The organism is Blastomonas aquatica, from assembly GCF_014639875.1.
GTDB lineage: Bacteria > Pseudomonadota > Alphaproteobacteria > Sphingomonadales > Sphingomonadaceae > Blastomonas > Blastomonas aquatica.
This window is the reverse complement of the sequence record NZ_BMGD01000001.1, coordinates 702,912-720,957: the sequence shown is the minus strand read 5'-3', so window position 1 is coordinate 720,957 and position 18,046 is coordinate 702,912. Positions and strand designations below refer to the sequence as shown.

At 62.0% G+C, this 18,046-nt stretch carries 21 protein-coding genes; 9 read left to right on the top strand and 12 right to left on the bottom strand.

Annotation, left to right across the window (positions count from 1 at the left end):
* Nucleotide 1 precedes the first annotated feature (1 nt).
* A complete protein-coding gene (locus tag IEW00_RS03380) occupies nucleotides 2–718 on the top strand; it encodes a lysophospholipid acyltransferase family protein (protein WP_188512914.1) in 717 nt (238 codons plus the stop codon).
* 45 nt (nucleotides 719–763) lie between these two features.
* On the opposite strand, the gene IEW00_RS03375 is transcribed toward IEW00_RS03380, so the two are convergent.
* The 6 genes from IEW00_RS03375 to IEW00_RS03350 all read right to left on the bottom strand — a co-directional run bounded on the left by IEW00_RS03375 (nucleotide 764) and on the right by IEW00_RS03350 (nucleotide 6,711).
* Entirely contained in the window at nucleotides 764–1,735 is a 972-nt protein-coding gene (locus IEW00_RS03375; protein WP_188512913.1) for a ParB/RepB/Spo0J family partition protein, read from the bottom strand.
* The gene (locus IEW00_RS03370; RefSeq protein WP_188512912.1) at nucleotides 1,735–2,520 is read right to left on the bottom strand and encodes a ParA family protein; all 786 of its coding nucleotides are present in this window, start codon (nucleotides 2,518–2,520) and stop codon (nucleotides 1,735–1,737) included. The genes IEW00_RS03375 and IEW00_RS03370 overlap by 1 nt, the downstream gene beginning before the upstream one ends.
* A complete protein-coding gene (rsmG, locus tag IEW00_RS03365) occupies nucleotides 2,517–3,206 on the bottom strand; it encodes a 16S rRNA (guanine(527)-N(7))-methyltransferase RsmG (protein ID WP_188513096.1) in 690 nt (229 codons plus the stop codon). The genes IEW00_RS03370 and rsmG overlap by 4 nt, the downstream gene beginning before the upstream one ends.
* 9 nt (nucleotides 3,207–3,215) lie before the next feature.
* The gene (mnmG, locus tag IEW00_RS03360) at nucleotides 3,216–5,063 is read right to left on the bottom strand and encodes a tRNA uridine-5-carboxymethylaminomethyl(34) synthesis enzyme MnmG (RefSeq protein ID WP_188512911.1); all 1,848 of its coding nucleotides are present in this window, start codon (nucleotides 5,061–5,063) and stop codon (nucleotides 3,216–3,218) included.
* Between the two features lie 82 nt (nucleotides 5,064–5,145).
* Nucleotides 5,146–6,441, bottom strand: a complete 1,296-nt coding sequence (gene mnmE / locus IEW00_RS03355; RefSeq protein ID WP_188512910.1) for a tRNA uridine-5-carboxymethylaminomethyl(34) synthesis GTPase MnmE — start codon at nucleotides 6,439–6,441, stop codon at nucleotides 5,146–5,148.
* 15 nt (nucleotides 6,442–6,456) lie between these two features.
* Entirely contained in the window at nucleotides 6,457–6,711 is a 255-nt protein-coding gene (locus IEW00_RS03350; RefSeq protein WP_188512909.1) for a DUF6489 family protein, read from the bottom strand.
* A gap of 116 nt (nucleotides 6,712–6,827) precedes the next feature.
* Between IEW00_RS03350 and IEW00_RS03345 the strand changes: the two genes are divergently transcribed.
* Nucleotides 6,828–7,538: a dienelactone hydrolase family protein gene (locus IEW00_RS03345; protein WP_188513095.1), complete on the top strand. Its 711-nt coding sequence runs from the start codon at nucleotides 6,828–6,830 to the stop codon at nucleotides 7,536–7,538.
* Nucleotides 7,535–7,933: a nuclear transport factor 2 family protein gene (locus IEW00_RS03340; protein WP_188512908.1), complete on the top strand. Its 399-nt coding sequence runs from the start codon at nucleotides 7,535–7,537 to the stop codon at nucleotides 7,931–7,933. The genes IEW00_RS03345 and IEW00_RS03340 overlap by 4 nt, the downstream gene beginning before the upstream one ends.
* A gap of 115 nt (nucleotides 7,934–8,048) precedes the next feature.
* On the opposite strand, the gene IEW00_RS03335 is transcribed toward IEW00_RS03340, so the two are convergent.
* From IEW00_RS03335 to hemE, 6 genes are all read right to left on the bottom strand, one after another.
* Nucleotides 8,049–8,420 carry a c-type cytochrome gene (locus IEW00_RS03335; RefSeq protein ID WP_188512907.1) on the bottom strand — a complete coding sequence of 124 codons (372 nt, stop codon included), beginning with the start codon at nucleotides 8,418–8,420 and terminating at the stop codon, nucleotides 8,049–8,051.
* A complete protein-coding gene (locus IEW00_RS03330; RefSeq protein WP_229736780.1) occupies nucleotides 8,417–9,421 on the bottom strand; it encodes a Vgb family protein in 1,005 nt (334 codons plus the stop codon). Before IEW00_RS03330 ends, IEW00_RS03335 begins: the two co-directional genes overlap by 4 nt.
* A gap of 78 nt (nucleotides 9,422–9,499) precedes the next feature.
* Nucleotides 9,500–10,177: a TerC family protein gene (locus IEW00_RS03325; protein ID WP_188512906.1), complete on the bottom strand. Its 678-nt coding sequence runs from the start codon at nucleotides 10,175–10,177 to the stop codon at nucleotides 9,500–9,502.
* Nucleotides 10,178–10,199: 22 nt separating this feature from the next.
* Entirely contained in the window at nucleotides 10,200–11,456 is a 1,257-nt protein-coding gene (rho, locus tag IEW00_RS03320; RefSeq protein WP_054135170.1) for a transcription termination factor Rho, read from the bottom strand.
* Between the two features lie 352 nt (nucleotides 11,457–11,808).
* Entirely contained in the window at nucleotides 11,809–12,273 is a 465-nt protein-coding gene (locus tag IEW00_RS03315; protein WP_188512905.1) for a CopD family protein, read from the bottom strand.
* A 55-nt stretch (nucleotides 12,274–12,328) separates the two neighbouring features.
* A complete protein-coding gene (gene hemE, locus IEW00_RS03310; protein ID WP_268235778.1) occupies nucleotides 12,329–13,381 on the bottom strand; it encodes a uroporphyrinogen decarboxylase in 1,053 nt (350 codons plus the stop codon).
* 282 nt (nucleotides 13,382–13,663) lie between these two features.
* Here hemE and IEW00_RS03305 point away from each other — a divergent pair, with 282 nt between their 5' ends.
* From IEW00_RS03305 to hpf, 6 genes are all read left to right on the top strand, one after another.
* Entirely contained in the window at nucleotides 13,664–14,530 is an 867-nt protein-coding gene (locus IEW00_RS03305; RefSeq protein WP_188512904.1) for a pyruvate, water dikinase regulatory protein, read from the top strand.
* A gap of 12 nt (nucleotides 14,531–14,542) precedes the next feature.
* Complete coding sequence (locus IEW00_RS03300; protein WP_188512903.1) at nucleotides 14,543–15,136, top strand: Maf family protein; 594 nt, start codon at nucleotides 14,543–14,545, stop codon at nucleotides 15,134–15,136.
* A gap of 10 nt (nucleotides 15,137–15,146) precedes the next feature.
* Entirely contained in the window at nucleotides 15,147–15,977 is an 831-nt protein-coding gene (gene aroE / locus IEW00_RS03295; RefSeq protein ID WP_188512902.1) for a shikimate dehydrogenase, read from the top strand.
* Nucleotides 15,974–16,612 carry a dephospho-CoA kinase gene (gene coaE, locus IEW00_RS03290; RefSeq protein ID WP_188512901.1) on the top strand — a complete coding sequence of 213 codons (639 nt, stop codon included), beginning with the start codon at nucleotides 15,974–15,976 and terminating at the stop codon, nucleotides 16,610–16,612. Before aroE ends, coaE begins: the two co-directional genes overlap by 4 nt.
* Before the next feature lie 25 nt (nucleotides 16,613–16,637).
* The gene (gene dnaQ, locus IEW00_RS03285) at nucleotides 16,638–17,339 is read left to right on the top strand and encodes a DNA polymerase III subunit epsilon (RefSeq protein WP_188512900.1); all 702 of its coding nucleotides are present in this window, start codon (nucleotides 16,638–16,640) and stop codon (nucleotides 17,337–17,339) included.
* A 129-nt stretch (nucleotides 17,340–17,468) separates the two neighbouring features.
* The gene (gene hpf / locus IEW00_RS03280) at nucleotides 17,469–18,032 is read left to right on the top strand and encodes a ribosome hibernation-promoting factor, HPF/YfiA family (RefSeq protein ID WP_188512899.1); all 564 of its coding nucleotides are present in this window, start codon (nucleotides 17,469–17,471) and stop codon (nucleotides 18,030–18,032) included.
* Nucleotides 18,033–18,046: the final 14 nt, after the last annotated feature.

Here is an 18,046-nt window from a genome sequence, read left to right as displayed (position 1 = left end):
GATGCGGACGCTGCTCGCCCTGATCCGAACGATCCTGTTCGCCATCGCCTTTTACGGCGGATCGGTGCCGATCGTGATCGTCGCCTTCATCATCCTGCCTTTTTCCGAATACCGGCTGCAAAGCATGGCGCGGTTCTGGGGGGGCTATCATTATGCGTGCGCGCGCATCCTGCTGGGGATCCGCTCGCATGTCGATGGCACCATCCCGCCAGGCCAGGTGCTGTACGCAATCAAGCATGAGAGCTTTTTCGAGACGATCGAACTGCTCCGAATCTTCAACCGCCCGGCCGTCGTCGCCAAGATCGAGCTGTCGCGCATTCCGCTGTGGAGCCAGATCGCGCGGACCTATGGCATGATCTTCATCGATCGGGCGGGCGGCGCGGTCGCCCTGCGTGCGATGATGACCGAGGTCCGCCGCTTCGTCGCAGAGGGCCGCTCGATCGTGATCTATCCCGAAGGCACCAGCACCCCGCCCGGCGAACAGCCGCCGCTGCAGGCAGGCTTTGCCGGACTGTACAAGCTCGCCAAGCTGCCGGTGGTGCCGATCGCGCTCGACAGCGGGCATTTATACCCCCGCCGCGGCTTCATCAAATATCCCGGCGTCGTCACCTACAAGTTCGGCGAGATCATTCCAGCGGGCCTGCCGCGCGAGGAGATCGAGGCACGGGTGCACGCGGCGATCAACGTGCTCAACGACCCGAGCCGGAACCAACACTAAGCGCCACCTGTGCGCCGGCAAAATTCCGTTAAGGCATTGTAAGTATTAAATAATTTCGCCTGACAGCCGTTGGCAGATCAGATCTAGTTGATCGAGGTTACCATAGCGCACGGTCACGCTGCCACTGCGCTGGTTGGCATCGGTCATGATCTTGACCTTGAGCCCAAGCAGATCTTCTAGGTGCCGTTCGACCGCAGCAATATCGGCATTGCTCGCTGATTCATCATTGCCCTGTGCCTTGCGCCGCGCGCTGGGTGGCTTGCCTGACGCATCGCTGCGCGCGCGGCGCACCAGCTTTTCGACATCGCGCACCGACAGCCCGCGATCGACGACATCGGCGGCGATGCTCTCGGCATCGGGCACGTTGATCAGCGCACGGGCATGCCCCATGCTCAGGCTCTTTTCCGCGATCATCTTGAGCACCGGCTGAGGCAGCGCGAGTAGCCGCATCAGGTTGGCAATGTGGCTGCGCGACTTGTCGACCATCCGTGCGACCTCGACCGGGGTATAGCCCTGATCGCCTACCAGCCGCTGATAGGCCTCGGCCTCCTCGACGGGGTTGAGGTCTTCGCGCTGGATATTCTCGATCAACGCCAGTGCCAGCGTATCGGGGTCGCTGAGCTCGCGGATGATCGCAGGGATCTCGTGCAGCCGTGCGCGCTGCGCCGCGCGCCAACGCCGCTCGCCCGCGACCAGTTCATAACCTCCGCCTTGGCGCGGGCGCACGATCACGGGTTGGATGACACCGCGCTGCGCGATCGATCGCGCCAGGTCATCTAGCGCTTCTTCATCGAACCAGCGCCGCGGCTGACCGGGATGCGGGCGGATTTCCGACAGCGGCAGCGTCCGCAGCCCGGTCACCGGAGCGCCGGGCGCAGATGTACCATCCTCGCGCCGCACCAGCGGCTCTTCACGCACCGCTTCGCCGAGCAGCGCGTTCAACCCACGGCCGAGGCCGCTGGGACGCTTGCGCCCGAGAGCCTTTGCGACATCGGGCAGATCGTGTTCGTCGGCCATCAGGCGGCTTCCTCTTCGACCCGGGGCATCCGGGAAATGAACTCTCGCGCCAGCGCGATATAGGCTTCGGAGCCGACGCAACGGTGATCGTAGATCAACGCGGGCATGCCATGGCTGGGCGCTTCGGACAGGCGGACGTTGCGCGGGATCACCGTGTCAAACACAAGCTTGCCCAACACCGCGCGGACATCGTCGGAGACCTGATCGGTCAGCCGGTTGCGTCGGTCATACATCGTCAGCACCACACCGATGATCGACAAATCGGGATTGAACCGCTGCTGCACGCGTTCGACCGTCTGGAGCAACTGGCTCAAACCCTCGAGTGCAAAAAATTCGCACTGGAGCGGGACCAGGACCTGATCGGTCGCAACCAGCGCATTGAGCGTCAGCAGGCCCAGCGAGGGCGGACAATCGATCAGGCACACCTGCCAGCGATCCTGATGGGCGCTGTCCATCGCCATCTTCATCCGGTGGGTGCGGTGATCGAGATCGACCAGCTCGATCTCCGCGCCCGACAGATCGACCGTGGCAGGGACGATATCGAGCCCCGGGATCTGCGTCGGGACGCTGCACTGCTCCAGCGAGCTTTCATTGGTCAGCAGATCGTAGCTCGAAAACTCGCGGTCGTTGCGCGCGATTCCCAGCCCCGTCGATGCATTGCCCTGGGGATCAAGATCGATCAGCAATACCTTGAGCCCGGTCGCTGCCAGCGCGGTGGCCAGGTTGATCGCGGTCGTGGTCTTGCCCACTCCACCCTTCTGATTCGCAACCGCAATGCGGATCATGACCTGCTCCTGTTTCTGCGCGACGGCCGCTGGGCGATGGTGCGCTGCGGGTGGATCTGGGGAATGGTTCCGGTTCCAACGAGAATCGCAGCGTCGGGGTCGGTCAAACTTCGTTCCACGTGAAACAGAGATTGCCATGCCGGCAATACGCTTTCCAGTTCGCTGCGCGCATTTCGGCCCTTTGGTAGCAACCATCGCGTGTTTTCTGTGGAAAACCTTGCGGCACCTTCCAACAGTCGCGGCAACGGTGCGAACGCGCGAGCCGAGATGACGTCAGCGGTTACCGTCGGCATCCGTTCAAGCGGCATGCCTGCTACGTCAACGCGATCACTCAGGCCCAGATGCTCGATCGCCCGCTCAAGATAAGCGATCCGAAGCCCGCGTGATTCGACCAGCGTGACCTGGCAGGGCGCGATCAGTGCAACGACGAGTCCAGGAAATCCCGCGCCGCTGCCAAGGTCGATCCAGCGGCTAGTTGGCGTTGGCGAGGCAAACATCAGCAACTGGGCGCTATCGACAATATGCCGCTGCCACATCTGGTCCAGGGTCGATGCCGAAACAAGGTTCTGCCTCTCGGCCTCTTCGCGCACGAACACGTTCAGGCGCTCGAGCTGGTCCATTGTTTCACGTGAAACACCCCAACCCTCGGTCAGCCACCGCTTGGCGCTGATTTCGTCGGTGATCATGACCATGGCTCAGGCCGCACGGCGGCGGGCATGGACCAGGATCGCCGCGAGCGCCGCAGGGGTTACCCCTCGCACACGCCCAGCCTCCGCCAGCGTTTCGGGTTGGGCCAAGGCCAGCCGTTCGACCATCTCGTTCGACAGCCCGGTGATCGCGCGATAGTCGATATCCGGTCCCAATGCGATCCGCTCGTTGGCGCGCAGATCGCGGAGCTCGGCGTCCTGTCGCGCGAGGTACGGCGCGTAGACCGCATCTTCCTCGATTTCGGCAATCAGGTCATCGGTAAGACCGGAATAGCCTTCGATCATTGGCGCCAATGCACCCAGCGAAATGGACGGGAAGCGCAGCCAGTCATAAAGGGTTTGCCGGGTACCATCCGCCTTGACCGGGAGCCCCAGCGCGGCAAGCTCGGCGCAACTCGCGGTTCGCTCGAGCTGCCCCAGCATCGCAGTCTTGGCGTGCTGGCGCGTCTCGAACCACGCCCTGCGCGGTTCGCTGACACAGCCGTTGCCAATCGCGAGGTCAGTGAGCCGATCGGACGCATTGTTGGCGCGCAGCCTTAACCGATACTCTGCCCGCGCGGTGAGCATCCGGTAAGGCTCGGTCACCCCCTGCAGCACTAGGTCGTCGATCATCACCGCAAGATAGCTGGTCGCCCGATCCGGCAATACAATCTCACGCCCGAGCACGTTGCCTGCTGCTGCTATTCCCGCAACCAGACCCTGCGCGGCGGCCTCTTCATACCCCGTGGTGCCGTTGATCTGGCCCGCGCAGTACAATCCCGGCATCGCGCGCACCTGCAAGTGATGATCCAGGGCGCGCGGATCAATATGATCATATTCGACAGCATAACCCGGAACAACGATCTCGGCGCGTTCAAGCCCCGCCATCGAGCGAACGAAAGCGAGCTGCACATCTGTCGGCAGCGAGGTCGAAATCCCATTGGGATAGACCAGATGCGTATCGAGGCCCTCGGGTTCGAGAAACACCTGATGGCCGTCGCGATCACCGAAGCGATGGATCTTGTCCTCGATCGACGGACAATAGCGCGGACCCTGCGCCCCGATAGCGCCGCTGAACAAGGGCGAGCGATCAAGATTGGCGCGGATGATATCGTGCGTCCGGAGGTTGGTCCGGGTCATCGCGCAGAAGACCTGGGACACGCTGCGACCCTTGCTCAAGGGTGACATCGTCCAGCCATCGGTATCGCTCGGCTGCTCGTCGAGCCGCGCCCAGTCGATCGTGCGTCCGTCGATCCGCGGCGGTGTCCCAGTCTTCAACCGCGCCATGGGAAGCTCTGCACCACGAAGCTGCTGCGCGAGGAGACTGGCACCCGGTTCGCCGATGCGACCGCCCTCAAGCCGTTCCTCGCCGCGATACAGACGCCCACCCAGAAACGTCCCGGTCGCAAGAACGACCGCGCCGGCAGCGATGCTCGAGCCATCCGCCAGATCGACACCGGTCACGTTGCCATTTGCAAGACGCAGCGCAGCGACTTCGCCCTCGACAATCGCCAGATGGGGTTCGGCCGCCAGCATCCGCTGGATCGCAGCTTTGTACAATTTGCGGTCGGCCTGCACCCTGGGGCCTTGCACCGCGCTGCCCTTCGAGCTGTTGAGCATGCGGTAATGGATCGCGGCTTCGTCGGCTGCGCGCGCGATCAAGCCATCAAAGGCATCGACCTCGCGCACTAGGTGCCCCTTGCCGAGACCACCGATCGCAGGGTTGCACGACATCGCGCCGATCGCATCGCGGGTGAAGCTCACCAATGCCACGCGCGCGCCCATCCGCGCGGCCACCGCGGCAGCCTCGCACCCGGCGTGACCGCCGCCGACAACCAGAACATCGAATTGCAACATGCACCGCGCATAGCGCAGTTGGCGGATTCGGTCGAGGGATTCAGGTGGTACTACGCTCCGCGCGTAGCGGCAGCACCGATGTCTATTTGCCGATGCAGAAGGCGCCGAACAGTGCATCGAGCATATCCTCGACATGGGTGCGACCGAGCAGCCGATCGAGCGCCAGCCTGGCCATCCTCAGCGCTTCGGCGCGCAGCAACAGTTCATCCTCCCCGGCTGCCTGACGCAAGGCATCCGTACATTCCGTCAACAACCGATGTTGCCGGGCATTGAGCGCCACATCGCCAGCCGCCGGTAACAGTGTCCGAGCAGCATCAACCAGATCGGCGATCAGCGCATCCAACCCCTCCCCCGTGCGGGCCGAAATCCGGTGCCGGGGCTGCGTCTTTGTTTCACGTGAAACATCGGCCTTGTCGATCTGCGTTTCGATCTCCCAGGCGGTCCGTCCACCCTGCCCCTGCGGCCCGAGCCAAAGCACGATATCTGCGCCAGCCATTGCATCGCGCGCGCGGTCGATGCCGATCGCTTCGATGACCTCGGCTCCCTCATTGCGCAATCCGGCCGTGTCCGTGAACACGAACGGCACTCCGCCCAAGGCAACCGGGACTTCGATCAGGTCGCGGGTCGTTCCTGCGATATCGGAGACGATCGCCGCCTCGCGTTGCACCAGAGCGTTGAGCAATGTCGACTTGCCGCTATTGGGTGGTCCCGCCAGAACGATGCGGATGCCGTCGCGCAGGCGTTCGGCGCGGGGTCGCGCCAATGCCTCGCCGATCACCAGTCCAAGCGCAGCTATGCCCTGCCCTGTTGTGTCTGCCGCATTCGGTCCGACATCATCCTCATCCGAAAAATCGAGCTCGGCCTCGACCAGCGCCGACAGCCGCAGCACCTCGTGCCGCCAGCCTTCGACCTGACGCGACAGATGGCCGCTCGCCATCCGGATCGCGGCAACCCGCTGGGCTTCGGTTTCGGAAAACAGCAGATCGGACAGACCCTCGGCCTCGGCCAGATCCATCCGCCCGTTGAGAAACGCCCGGCGCGTAAACTCGCCAGATTCGGCCAGACGCAATCCGGGTATGCGCGCCAGCACGGTTTCCACCACCCGGACCACCGCGCGGCCGCCATGCAGATGCAGCTCGGCGAGATCCTCGCCGGTCGCAGTTGCGGGGCCCGGGAACCACAGCACCAATGCGCGGTCGAGCAGAGTGCTGTCGTCGGGATCATGAAGCGCGCGCAAGGCAGCGCGGCGCGGGGGTGGCAGTCCCCCGCACAGCGCTGCCAGCGCATCACCGGCCTGTCGGCCGCTTATCCGGATAAGGGCGATGGCAGCAGGCGGCGCGCCGCTGGACAGCGCAAAGATCGTATCGCCTGCGCGCATAGTATCAGATGCGGATCAGCTGCCGCTCTTGGGCTTGCCGCTGGCACCCGATGCAGCGGCTTCCATGATCTGCTGGAAGAAGCGCAACCCCATCTCGCCCATCGGCGCGATGTTCTTGGCCATGGTCTGCAACTGATCGACGTTGCTGGTGCCCTTCATCGCGTTGACGACACCATCGACATAGGTCTTGTTGACATCCGAGACGTCGGGAAGCCCAAGGAAACGGCGCATCTCTTCGGGGGAGCAATCGACTTCGACATTCACTTTCATGGCATTCCACCTTGTTGCAGCGCAAAGGCCCCCAAGCCCCAGTTTCACGCTTATCAGCCCTGCCAAAGTGGGTATAAATGGCCACCAAAGCAAATGAATTGATGATGGAGAGTATAATGGGTTCGACGCACAGCATCCAGACCTTCGACCACGAAGCCGAATTCGGCGCGTATGTGGCAACCCCCGAAGGCACGCCGAAGGCCGCGATCATCGTGATCCAGGAGATCTTCGGGGTCAACGAAGGCATCCGCAAGAAGTGTGATGGCTGGGCCAGCCAAGGTTATCTCGCAGTCGCACCGGATCTGTTCTGGCGGATCAAGCCGGGAATCGAACTCAATCCCGATATCGAAGTTGAGCTTCAGGAAGCATTCGGCTATTTCGGCAAGTACGACGCCAATGACGGCGTCAAGGACATCGAGGCGACGATCCGCGCAATCCGCGCCGGGATCGGCGAACTGGGCGGCGTGAGCAAGGTCGGCGCGGTTGGCTACTGCCTGGGCGGCAAGCTGGCGTTCATGGTCGCAGCCCGCACCGATATCGATGCCAGTGTCGGCTATTACGGCGTGATGATCGATCAGATGCTCGATGAATCGCACGCGATTGCCAATCCGCTTATGCTGCATATCCCCACGGCGGATCATTTTGTAGGGCCCGAGGCGCAGGCTGCGGTGCATGCCGGGCTGGACGATCATCCGCGGGTGACCTTGTACGACTATGAGGGGCTCGATCACGGGTTTGCTGCCGAAATGGGCAATCGCCGCGATGAGGCAGGCGCGCAGCTCGCCGATGGCCGGACGGTGACATTCTTCGCCGAGCATCTTGCATGAGCGCGGCACAGGCAGGGGTCGCCGCCTGGCATGATTACATGCACGGCGGATCCGAGCCCGAAAAGCTGAGCGCGATGCTCGCCGACGATGCGGTGTTCCATTCGCCGGTGGTGCACACGCCGCAGGAGGGCAAGGCCAAGGTCTTCGCCTATCTCCACGCCGCATCGCACGTGCTGGGCAATGACAGCTTTCACTACGTCCGGAAGATTATCGATGGCGATAATGCGATGCTCGAATTCGCGCTCGAACTCGACGGTATCCAGGTCAACGGGGTCGATATCATCCGCTGGAACGACGATGGCCAGATCGTCGACTTCAAGGTGATGGTTCGCCCGATGAAGGCGATGAACAAGGTCTGGGAGAAGATGGGCGAGATGCTGGCGAAGGCAGGTTAGAATAAACTCTGCGGCCGTCATTCCCGCGAACGCGGGAATCCCGCTTGAGCGCAACGTTGGCTAGAAAACGGGACCCCCGCGTTCGCGGGGATGACGACATGGATAACCAGTGTGGTTACCTCTCTCCCAGAATATACGCGACAATCGCCGCACGCTCGTTGGCCTTCTTCAGCCCGAAAAAACCCATATCGGTGCCAGGCACAACTGCTTGCGGATCGGTGAGAAACCGGTCCAGAAGATCGGGCGTCCAGCGTGGGTTGGAGCTTGCGAACTTCCTGAAAGCCTTGGAATAATCAAAATCGGAATCGGAAGCGATCGCGCGGGCGGAGAGGCCTGCGAGATTGGGGCCGCTCAGCCCCTTCTCGCCCCTCGTGACCGAATGGCAGCTATAGCAGCGTTGGAAAGCACGCTCACCTATCTGGTTATCACCTTGTGCGAAAGCCAGCGTTGGAACCACAAGCATCACTGCGCCCAGCCAACGGATCATTTGCCGTCGGTCCGCACCACCATCATCCGCTCGGTGCCCGATTCTGGCAGCATCACCTCGCCCTTGCGACCAAGGATCTGACGGACATTGGCGCCCTCGCCGCTGCCGGGATAGCGCGCGGCGAATTTCTCGGTTCGCGGGTCGAACACCCGGGTGGAATTGTCACCGAAATCGCTGACCCACACCATATCGCGCTCGTCGACATAGACCGCATAGGCCTTGGGCGCATTGCCGGGTAGCTGCCAGGTCTTCCAAGCCTTGGTCGAGGGGCGGTAGCGATAAAGCTCGCCACTGTTCCAACCGGTAATCCACAAATCACCCCGGCTATCGGACCACACCCGGCGAAGGCCCGCGCCCGGGGTCGGTGGTTCGATTACGCTGATCTCGCCGCTGGTGCTGTCGATTTTCGCGAGGTGGCTGCCGGCAAGCGAGACATACCACACCGTACCATCTGGCGCGGTGGCGATGCCATAAGGGCCGCGGCCCTTGGGATCCTTCCAGACGTCGACTTTGCCGGTCGTCGCATCGACCCGGCCATAAATGCCGTTTTGCCCGGTGAACCAGTGCACGCCCTTGCCATCGAACGCGCCGGTATTGAGATTGGTGTAGCCGGTGTCCTCAGGCAGTTTCCAAACATCGATCTTGCCGTCTGCCGGATTGTAACGAACAATTGCGTTCTGCCCGCCATCGGTGATCCAGGCCATGCCATCGGGACCCTGGATCACGCCATGCGGCGAAGATTCAGGTCCAAGGGGCACCTGCACCACCTTGCCGGAGACCGGATCGAGGATGCCGAGCGCGCCCTGGCGCTGCGCGGTGTACCAGATCTTGCCGTCTGGTGCGGGTGCGACGTCGTGCGGACGCGATCCCTTGGGAAGTTCGAACAGGGTGACGTTGCGACCAATCTCAGCCGATGCGGCGATTTGAGTGCTCGGCTGAGCGCTCACCATTGTTGCCCCCAGCGCAGTGAGCGCGACGGTAGCCAGCAATATCCGTATCATTGGCGGTTCCTCCCCATGCATTTTTCCTATGCTAACAGGGACCAAACACTTTCGGGGAGGAAATGTTTCACTGAGCGGTCAGCTGAAAAGGGTGGTCACTCCAACCGTGGGATCGACAAAACCGTCGTAGATCATCTTGCCCGCGACATACAGGATGACCAGCAGCCCCAGATAGGCAATCCAGCGGAAACGCTCGATATACTTGGCGATGAAGTTCGCCGCGATACCCATCAGTCCAACTGCGAGAATCAGGCCGACGATGAGGATTCCTGGGTGTTCGCGCGCTGCACCGGCAACGGCCAGAACATTGTCGAGGCTCATCGACACGTCAGCCACTGCAACCGCCCAGGCGGCTGAGGCGAAGCTTTTGGCAGGCCGAACGCCGCTGTCCTCGTCGCCCTCGATTTCGGGCGATCCCGGCGAGCCTCCGGCAGGCTGAAGTTCGCGGTACATTTTCCACGAAACCCACAGCAGCAGCAGGCCGCCGGCAAAAATCAACCCGACGATCTGCATCAACTGGGTCACCACCAGGGCAAAAGCGATACGCAGGACCAAAGCGGCGATGATGCCGATCAGGATGACCTTGCGGCGCTGATCAGCGGGCAAGCCCGCCGCGAGCGCGCCGACAACAATCGCGTTGTCGCCGGCCAGCAGGATGTCGATCATCAGCACCTGACCGAACGCAAACCACGCCGCAGCGTCGCCCGCGAAAAGGCCGCCAAAGTCCATAACGATGTGTGACCAGATATCGCCCATCTGCGTACTACCCTTTAGACGCTTACTGGTTCATCGAGTCGAAGAAATCTTCGTTGGTCTTGGAATCCTTCATCTTGTCGAGCAGGAATTCCATCGCATCGATCGTTCCCATCTGCATGAGGATGCGGCGCAGCACCCACATTTTCGACAGGATGTCCTTCTCGACCAGCAGCTCTTCCTTGCGGGTGCCGGATTTGCCGACATCGAGCGCAGGGAAGATGCGCTTATCCGCGACCTTGCGGTCGAGCACGATTTCAGAGTTGCCGGTGCCCTTGAACTCTTCGAAGATGACCTCATCCATGCGGCTGCCGGTGTCGATCAGCGCGGTGGCGATGATCGACAGCGAACCGCCCTCCTCGATGTTGCGCGCAGCACCGAAGAAGCGCTTGGGACGCTGCAGCGCATTGGCATCGACGCCGCCGGTCAGCACCTTGCCCGATGACGGGACAACGGTGTTGTAGGCACGACCCAGACGCGTGATCGAGTCGAGCAGGATGACGACATCCTTCTTGTGCTCGACCAGTCGCTTGGCCTTTTCGATCACCATTTCGGCGACTTGAACGTGACGCTGCGCAGGCTCGTCGAAGGTCGAGGAGATAACCTCACCCTTCACGCTGCGCTGCATGTCGGTGACTTCCTCGGGCCGTTCGTCGATCAGCAGCACGATGAGGAAAACCTCGGGATGGTTGTCGGTGATCGCCTTTGCGATGTTCTGCAGCAGAACCGTTTTACCCACGCGCGGTGGGGCCACGATCAGCGCGCGCTGGCCCTTGCCCTGCGGGCTGACGATATCGATGACACGCGCCGACTTGTCCTTGACGGTCGGGTCGAGCGTGTCGAGCCGCAGCTTTTCATCAGGATACAGCGGGGTCAGGTTGTCGAAGTTGACGCGGTGACGGACCACATCGGGATCGTCGAAATTGACTGCGGTCAGCTTGGTCAGCGCGAAATAGCGCTCGCCATCGCGGGGTGCGCGGATCTCGCCTTCGACCGTGTCACCGGTGCGCAGGCCGAAGCGGCGCACCTGGTTTGGGGAGACGTAGATATCGTCGGGCCCGGCGAGATAGTTCGCCTCGGGGCTGCGCAGGAAACCGAACCCGTCGGACAGCACTTCGATGGTGCCGAGGCCCATGATGAGCTCGCCATCGTCGGCCAGTTCCTTGAGGATCGCGAACATCAGATCCTGGCGGCGGAGCGTCGATGCGCTCTCGACCCCCAGCTCTTCGGCCATGGTGACGAGTTCAGCGGGGGTTTTCTGCTTGAGTTCTTTAAGATGCATGAGGTGCAATAGTCCGTGAAGAAAAGGTGCCGCAAAAAAATCAGACGGCAGTCATGGGAAAATCTGTGGGACGCCCAGCCGGTAATCCGGTCACTGGTGGATAAGGGTCGTCGACGGTCCCGGACGGGACGGTGACCGATCTAGGCGGGGCTTGCGGGAAAGTCAATCAGGGCTGCGGTGAGGTGAGGGGGGAGGGTTGAGCGATAGATATCTCCCCTACCGCTTTCGCTACGGCCTCCTCTTTCAATCCCCTGCGCAGGCAGGGGTCCTTCTCCGAAGCCTGCATCCAGGCGCACCGGCAGGAGATGGGCCCCCGCCTTCGCGGGGGAACAGGAAGTTCAATATTGAAAAATCAGAACGGCTTGACGATCACCAGGATCACGATGATGGCAGCAGCGATCCCCGGAACCTCGTTAATTAGCCGCAATTTCTTGCCGGTCATCTTGCGCTCGCCTCTTGCCAGCTTCTTGGCATAGCCGATCATCCAGCCGTGATAGCCGCTCAAGAGCAGCACGAACAGCAGCTTGGCGTGGAACCAGCCTTGCGCAAACGCACCGATCTGCACCGCGAGTACCAGCCCGAGCAGCCAGACGACGATCAGCGAAGGGTTGAGGATGATCTTCTTGAGCTTGGCCTCGCGCTCGACCCAGAGCGCCGCCTCGGGCGAGCCGGCGGCGGCTTCCTGATGGTAGACGAAGAACCTGGGCATCATGAACAATCCCGCCATCCAGAAGATGACGAAAATGAGATGCGCCGCTTTGAGCCAGAGATAGAGCATTGAAAGGACGTAATCCGTTGTCAGGAGGAGCTCGTTCATGGTGCCATGCCGTGTGCGCGAGCAGGAGACCCCACTCGCTCGTTAGGCAGCGCGATTATGCGCCCTGCTTCACCAGTGTAAGCAGTGCGTGAACATGTTCAATGGGCGTCTGCTGCAATATGCCATGGCCCAGGTTGAAAATGTGCGGCCGCCCCTCGAAGGTGCGGATGATATGGCGGACCGCACTTTCCATCTGCTCGCCGCCTGCCAGCAGCGCCAGCGGATCGAGATTGCCCTGCACTGGCATGTGCGCAGGGATGTTCGCTGCGGCCCAGACCGGATCGATCGTCTCGTCGAGGCCGAGCGCATCGACGCCGGTTTCGCGGGCATAGGCGGCCAATTTTTCGCCTGCGCCCTTGGGGAAGCCGATGACGGGAATGCCGGGGCGTGCCTCGTGGATGGCAGCTGCAATCCGCGCGTTGGGTGCAATGACCCAGCGCTCGAACTGCGCCGGCGAGAGCGAGCCCGACCAGCTGTCGAAAATCTGCACCGCATCGACCCCGGCATCGATCTGGCCGATGAGATAGGTGATGGTCAGATCGACGATCGCGTCGATCAGCACCTGGAAAGCCTGCGGATCTCTGTAGGCATAGGCGCGGGTAGCGTGCTGGTCCTTGCTGCCCTCACCGTTGACCATATAGGTCGCGACCGTCCAGGCAGACCCTGCAAAGCCCAGAAACGCCTTCTCAGGCGCAAGATCGGCTTTGACCAGGCGTACGGTCTCGTAGATCGCATCGAGCCGCTCATGGGCCGGAACAAGGCTCTCCAGCGCATGATCGACCAGAGTGGGAGAAAGGTGCGGACCTTCGCCGACCAGGAACTGCAGGTTCTGGCCCATGGCGTATGGCACGATCAGGATATCGGAAAACAGGATCGCAGCATCCATCTCGAAGCGCTTGAGCGGCTGCAGCGTGATCTCGGCGGCGGATGGGCTGTCGTATACCAGCTCGAGGAAACCGCCCTTCTCTGCCCGCAATGCGCGATATTCGGGCAGATAACGCCCTGCCTGGCGCATCATCCACATCGGTGGCGTTGGATGAACCTTACCTGCCAAGCACTCTAGCAGCGGCGCGTTGCGCACTGCGGTCTGAACTGTATCCCCGCCCATACTTTATCTTTTAACCTTTAATTAGGAATCTGTTGAAGAAGGCCGCTTGATAACCGGCATGACGCTTTCTTGCCTTATGTATCGACAGATTGACAGTCGGCAAATGGCCATGGTGCAACGAGTCGGAAAATTTATCCCGCTTATCAACACCCTGTCGATAAGCTTGTCAGCTGTGGACAAGGTGCCGCATGAATTTGCTCCTAGGGGGGAGCGTTTGTGTCCCCGGTTTTGCCCACAACATCATGCCTTGATTTATCCCCGCACAACCCACAGACCATCGCCATGAGCCGTCTCCACCTCCATCTGCTGTCGGATTCCACCGGGGAGACGCTGGAAAACATCGCCAAGGCCGCGCTGGCCCAGTTCGATGCGGTCGAGATCATAAAACACTTCTGGCCGATGGTGCGTTCAGAAACGCATCTTGATCGCATCCTCGACGAGGTCGCGGCCAATCCCGGGCTGGTGCTGTTCACTTTGGTCAATCCCGATATCCGCGCCAAGCTGGAGCGTCGCTGCCGGGTGTTGGGCCTGCCGACGGTGCCCGCGCTGGATGCGGTGAGCGATGCGCTGTCCAATCTTCTGGGCCAGGCGGCCAAGGCACGTCCGGGGCGCCAGCATGTGCTCGATGCGGCCTATTTCGCGCGGGTCGAGGCCATCCAGTTCACCATCGCGCATGACGATGGGCAGAATTGGGAGAACTGGGAAGCGGCCGAAATCGTGCTCGCGGGGGTGTCGCGCTCATCCAAGACACCGACGTCGATCTATCTTGCCAACCGCGGCTACAAGACCGCCAATATCCCGATCGTGGTCGAATCCCCACCGCCCAGGTCGCTGTTTTCGCTCAACCGGCCGCTTGTCGTCGGGCTCACCACAAACCCCGAAAGGCTGATTGCGGTGCGCCGTAACCGTCTGTTGTCCTTGAATCAGGCCCCGGAAACCGACTATGTCAATGATGACAAGGTCAAGGCAGAGCTTGCTTTTGCCCGACGGATGTTTGCCGATAATGGTTGGCCGGTGATCGATGTGACCCGCAGATCGATCGAGGAGTCGGCGGCCGCTATCATCAACCTGTTCAACGCCCGCGAAACAGCGCGCGAAGGCAGGAAGCAGGCAGGGCTGGCAGAAGGGTTGGCCGCAGATGAAGCGTAAGGACGAAATGACATGCTGATACTCGCATCGCAAAGCGCATCGCGGCGGACGATGCTGGACAAAGCCGACGTCCCGTTTTCCGTCGTTGCGGCGCACATTGATGAATCGGCGATCCGTGCCTCGCTGCACGCGGAAGGCACGAGCCCGCGTGACATCGCCGATGCACTGGCCGAAGCCAAGGCGATGCGCGTCGGCACCAAACGACCCGAGGCGATGGTGCTGGGATCGGATCAGATCCTGGAAACCGAAAGCGGCGAAATGCTCAGCAAGCCGCAGACCCCCGAGGATGCCATCCGTCAGCTTGAAACGCTGTCGGGCAAACCGCATCGGTTGTGGAGCGCAGCGGTCATCGTCGAAGGTGGTCGACCGATCTGGCGGCATGTCGATAAGGCGGTGATGCACGTGCGCCCGCTGGGCAGCGCTTTTGTGCGCAACTATGTGGATAAGCACTGGGAATCGATCGGATACACCGTGGGTTGCTACGAGATCGAAGGCGCAGGCGCCCAGCTTTTCAGCCATATCGATGGCAATCATTTCGCCGTGCTCGGAATGCCGCTGCTGCCCCTGCTCGGCTTCCTGCGCGAGCGCGAGCTGATGCCATCCTGAGCTGCGCGGCATGAGCTCCACCACCGGCGGCGCAAAGCCCTATGCCGAGGTGATCGGTGATCCGATCGCGCACAGCAAATCGCCTGTGATCCACTCCTTCTGGCTCAAGCAGCTGGGGATGGACGCAGATTATCGCGCCGCGCATGTCACGCCCGACGCGCTGGGCGCCTATATCGAAAGCCGCAGGTCCGATCCGCTGTGGCGCGGGTGCAACGTCACCATTCCGCACAAGCTCGCGGTGATGGAGCATGTCGCCGATCCCGGCGATGTCCGCGCCAGCATCGGTGCGATGAACACCATCGCGCGTGACGACAAAGGCGACCTGTTCGGTACCAACACCGATGCCGGCGGATTTTATGCGCCGCTGGGGCAAAGCGATTTCACCGGCGCCGACGTCGCGATTATCGGCGCGGGCGGTGCTGCGCGCGCGGTGCTGTTCGCGTTGTCGCGAATGAATGTCGCCAGCGTGACCATCCACGCGCGCAATGCTCTCAAGGCAATGGGACTGCTCGCCAGCTTTGGGCTTAAGGGCCAGGTGCGCGGGATGGAAGATCCGCTGGGTGATGTCGGCCTGCTGGTCAACACCAGCCCGCTGGGGATGAAAGGCTTCGATCCGCTCAATGTCGATCTGTCGCCCTTGGCGCAAGGCGCGGTGGTGTATGACATCGTCTACGCCCCGCTCGAGACCGCGCTGCTCAAACAGGCGCGGACGCTGGGGCTCGATACCGTCGACGGGCTGGAAATGCTGATCGGACAGGCGGCGCTGGCGTTCGAGATCTTCTTCGATGTCGCCCCGCCGCGGACCCATGATGACGAACTGCGTGCACTGCTGAGCGCATGACCGCGCACGTCAAGCGGCTGCCCCCTCACCATCGTCACCGCCCGATGGTGCTGGGCCTGACCGGGTCGATCGGCATGGGCAAGTCGGCGGTCGCCAAGATGCTGCGCGCCGAGGGCGTTCCGGTGTTCGATGCCGATGCCGAGGTATACCGGCTGCAGGGGCCGGGCGGCGCGCTGCTGCCGCGGATCGAGGCGGCTTTCCCGGGGACCACCGGAGCGAACGGGGTCGACCGGGCAAAGCTCGGCGCGGCGGTGTTCGGCAATCCGGCTGCACTCAGGACGCTCGAGCATATCGTCCATCCCGCCGTCGGCCGGTCGCGCGCGGCGTTCGTCCGCGCCCATCGCGCGCGTCGGATCATCGTGTTTGATATCCCCTTGCTGTTCGAGAAAGGCGGGACGCAGAACGTCGACGGCATCATCGTCGTGTCCGCCGCCTTGTGGCAGCAGCGCCAGCGTGTGCTCGCCCGGCCGGGAATGACTGCGGCGCGGTTGCGGCACATCCGCCACCTGCAGATGGCGGATCATCACAAACGCGCGCATGCCGACTGGGTCATCCCCACCGGAGGGACCAAACTGGCCACGCGACAGGCTGTGCGAAAGCTGCTGGGGAATTTGCGGTCGTCTCTTGCGCGCTGATCAAATCAGGCCAATAATGACTGAAATGAGAGAGATTATTTTCGATACCGAAACCACCGGCCTGTCCCCCGACGAAGGACACAGGATGGTGGAAATCGGATGCATCGAGATGGTCGGAAGGATGGCCACGGGCCGCACCTTCCACGCTTTCTTCAACCCGCAGATACCGATGCCGCCCGAGGCCGAACGCGTGCATGGCCACAGCGATGCCTTTCTGGCGGACAAGCCGCTGTTTCACGAACGCGCCGAGGATCTGCTCGCGTTTCTGGGGGATGCGCAACTGGTCGCGCACAACGCCGGTTTCGACATGCGCTTCGTCAACGCCGAACTGGCGCGGATCGGTATCGCGCCGATTCCGATGGCGCGGGTGGTCGATACTGTTGCGATGGCGCGCTCGAAGTTCCCGGGATCGCCTGCGAGCCTGGACGCGCTGTGCAAGCGTTTCGGGGTCGATCGCAGCCACCGCGTGCTGCACGGTGCGCTGCTCGATGCCGAGCTTCTGGCGCAGGTCTATATCGAGCTGACCGGTGGACGGCAGATCGGCCTGGGGCTTGCCGATGACAGCGCCGAGGGCCAGGCCAACCCCTCTGCTCGCCCCAACCTCTTCCCTGCGATCCAGCGTCCGCACCGCCTGCCACGCCAGTTCTCGGCCAGTGCAGCCGAGCTAGCCGCGCATCAGGAATTTCTTGCCAAGATCAAGCAGCCGCTCTGGCTGTCCAAGCGTTAGTCCCTCAGCCTTCCACTGAAAGGAGGTCAACTCACCATTTCCTCGAACACCCCGGGGCATAGTCCTGGGGATATCTGTCCGGCCCGTCGCGGCCCCACGCTGCGGCTGGCCATTATAATGGAGAACAACATGGACATTCGTATTTCAGGTCATCAGGTCGATACTGGCGAAGCGCTCAAGGTGCATGTCGAGGACCGGCTCAATGCGATTGTCGAAAAGTATTTTTCCAAGGCCATATCCAGTCAGGTCACCTTCGGGCGAGGGCCGCACGATCAGTTCCAGTGCGATATCGTTACCCATGTGATGCAGGGCCTGATCCTCAAGGGACAGGGCACCGCGCAGGACGCACATGTCGCCTTCGATGGTGCTGCCGAAAAGATCGACAAGCAGCTGCGCCGCTATATGGGCCGCCTCAAGGGCCGCCAGGAGCAGGTCCAGCACGCGTTGGCCGAGGAAGAAGCCGCCTACACCGTGTTCGATAGCGGGAGCGAGGAAGACGAAGCGGGCGATTTCCCCGTGGTGATCGCCGAAACCCGGGTCGATGTTCCCGAGGCGACCGTTTCCGATGCGGTGATGATGCTTGATCTGCGCAATACCACCGCGCTGTTCTTCAAGAACACCGGCACAGGCCGCCACAATATGGTCTATCGCCGGGCGGATGGCTCGATTGGCTGGGTCGAACCGCAGAAATAAGCCGTTTATTGCAC

What these genes read in the sequence shown, in the direction of transcription:
- IEW00_RS03370 (WP_188512912.1), bottom strand. Translation starts at nt 2,520, where the DNA reads ATGATCCGCATTGCGGTTGCGAATCAGAAGGGTGGAGTGGGCAAGACC.
- IEW00_RS03345 (WP_188513095.1), top strand. Translation starts at nt 6,828, where the DNA reads ATGGGTTCGACGCACAGCATCCAGACCTTCGACCACGAAGCCGAATTC.
- mnmG (WP_188512911.1), bottom strand. Translation starts at nt 5,063, where the DNA reads ATGTTGCAATTCGATGTTCTGGTTGTCGGCGGCGGTCACGCCGGGTGC.
- aroE (WP_188512902.1), top strand. Translation starts at nt 15,147, where the DNA reads ATGAGCTCCACCACCGGCGGCGCAAAGCCCTATGCCGAGGTGATCGGT.
- IEW00_RS03325 (WP_188512906.1), bottom strand. Translation starts at nt 10,177, where the DNA reads ATGGGCGATATCTGGTCACACATCGTTATGGACTTTGGCGGCCTTTTC.
- IEW00_RS03340 (WP_188512908.1), top strand. Translation starts at nt 7,535, where the DNA reads ATGAGCGCGGCACAGGCAGGGGTCGCCGCCTGGCATGATTACATGCAC.
- IEW00_RS03375 (WP_188512913.1), bottom strand. Translation starts at nt 1,735, where the DNA reads ATGGCCGACGAACACGATCTGCCCGATGTCGCAAAGGCTCTCGGGCGC.
- IEW00_RS03330 (WP_229736780.1), bottom strand. Translation starts at nt 9,421, where the DNA reads ATGATACGGATATTGCTGGCTACCGTCGCGCTCACTGCGCTGGGGGCA.
- rho (WP_054135170.1), bottom strand. Translation starts at nt 11,456, where the DNA reads ATGCATCTTAAAGAACTCAAGCAGAAAACCCCCGCTGAACTCGTCACC.
- IEW00_RS03300 (WP_188512903.1), top strand. Translation starts at nt 14,543, where the DNA reads ATGCTGATACTCGCATCGCAAAGCGCATCGCGGCGGACGATGCTGGAC.
- IEW00_RS03305 (WP_188512904.1), top strand. Translation starts at nt 13,664, where the DNA reads ATGAGCCGTCTCCACCTCCATCTGCTGTCGGATTCCACCGGGGAGACG.
- IEW00_RS03350 (WP_188512909.1), bottom strand. Translation starts at nt 6,711, where the DNA reads ATGAAAGTGAATGTCGAAGTCGATTGCTCCCCCGAAGAGATGCGCCGT.
- dnaQ (WP_188512900.1), top strand. Translation starts at nt 16,638, where the DNA reads ATGAGAGAGATTATTTTCGATACCGAAACCACCGGCCTGTCCCCCGAC.
- IEW00_RS03315 (WP_188512905.1), bottom strand. Translation starts at nt 12,273, where the DNA reads ATGAACGAGCTCCTCCTGACAACGGATTACGTCCTTTCAATGCTCTAT.
- IEW00_RS03335 (WP_188512907.1), bottom strand. Translation starts at nt 8,420, where the DNA reads ATGATCCGTTGGCTGGGCGCAGTGATGCTTGTGGTTCCAACGCTGGCT.
- mnmE (WP_188512910.1), bottom strand. Translation starts at nt 6,441, where the DNA reads ATGCGCGCAGGCGATACGATCTTTGCGCTGTCCAGCGGCGCGCCGCCT.
- hpf (WP_188512899.1), top strand. Translation starts at nt 17,469, where the DNA reads ATGGACATTCGTATTTCAGGTCATCAGGTCGATACTGGCGAAGCGCTC.
- IEW00_RS03380 (WP_188512914.1), top strand. Translation starts at nt 2, where the DNA reads ATGCGGACGCTGCTCGCCCTGATCCGAACGATCCTGTTCGCCATCGCC.
- rsmG (WP_188513096.1), bottom strand. Translation starts at nt 3,206, where the DNA reads ATGATCACCGACGAAATCAGCGCCAAGCGGTGGCTGACCGAGGGTTGG.
- hemE (WP_268235778.1), bottom strand. Translation starts at nt 13,381, where the DNA reads ATGGGCGGGGATACAGTTCAGACCGCAGTGCGCAACGCGCCGCTGCTA.
- coaE (WP_188512901.1), top strand. Translation starts at nt 15,974, where the DNA reads ATGACCGCGCACGTCAAGCGGCTGCCCCCTCACCATCGTCACCGCCCG.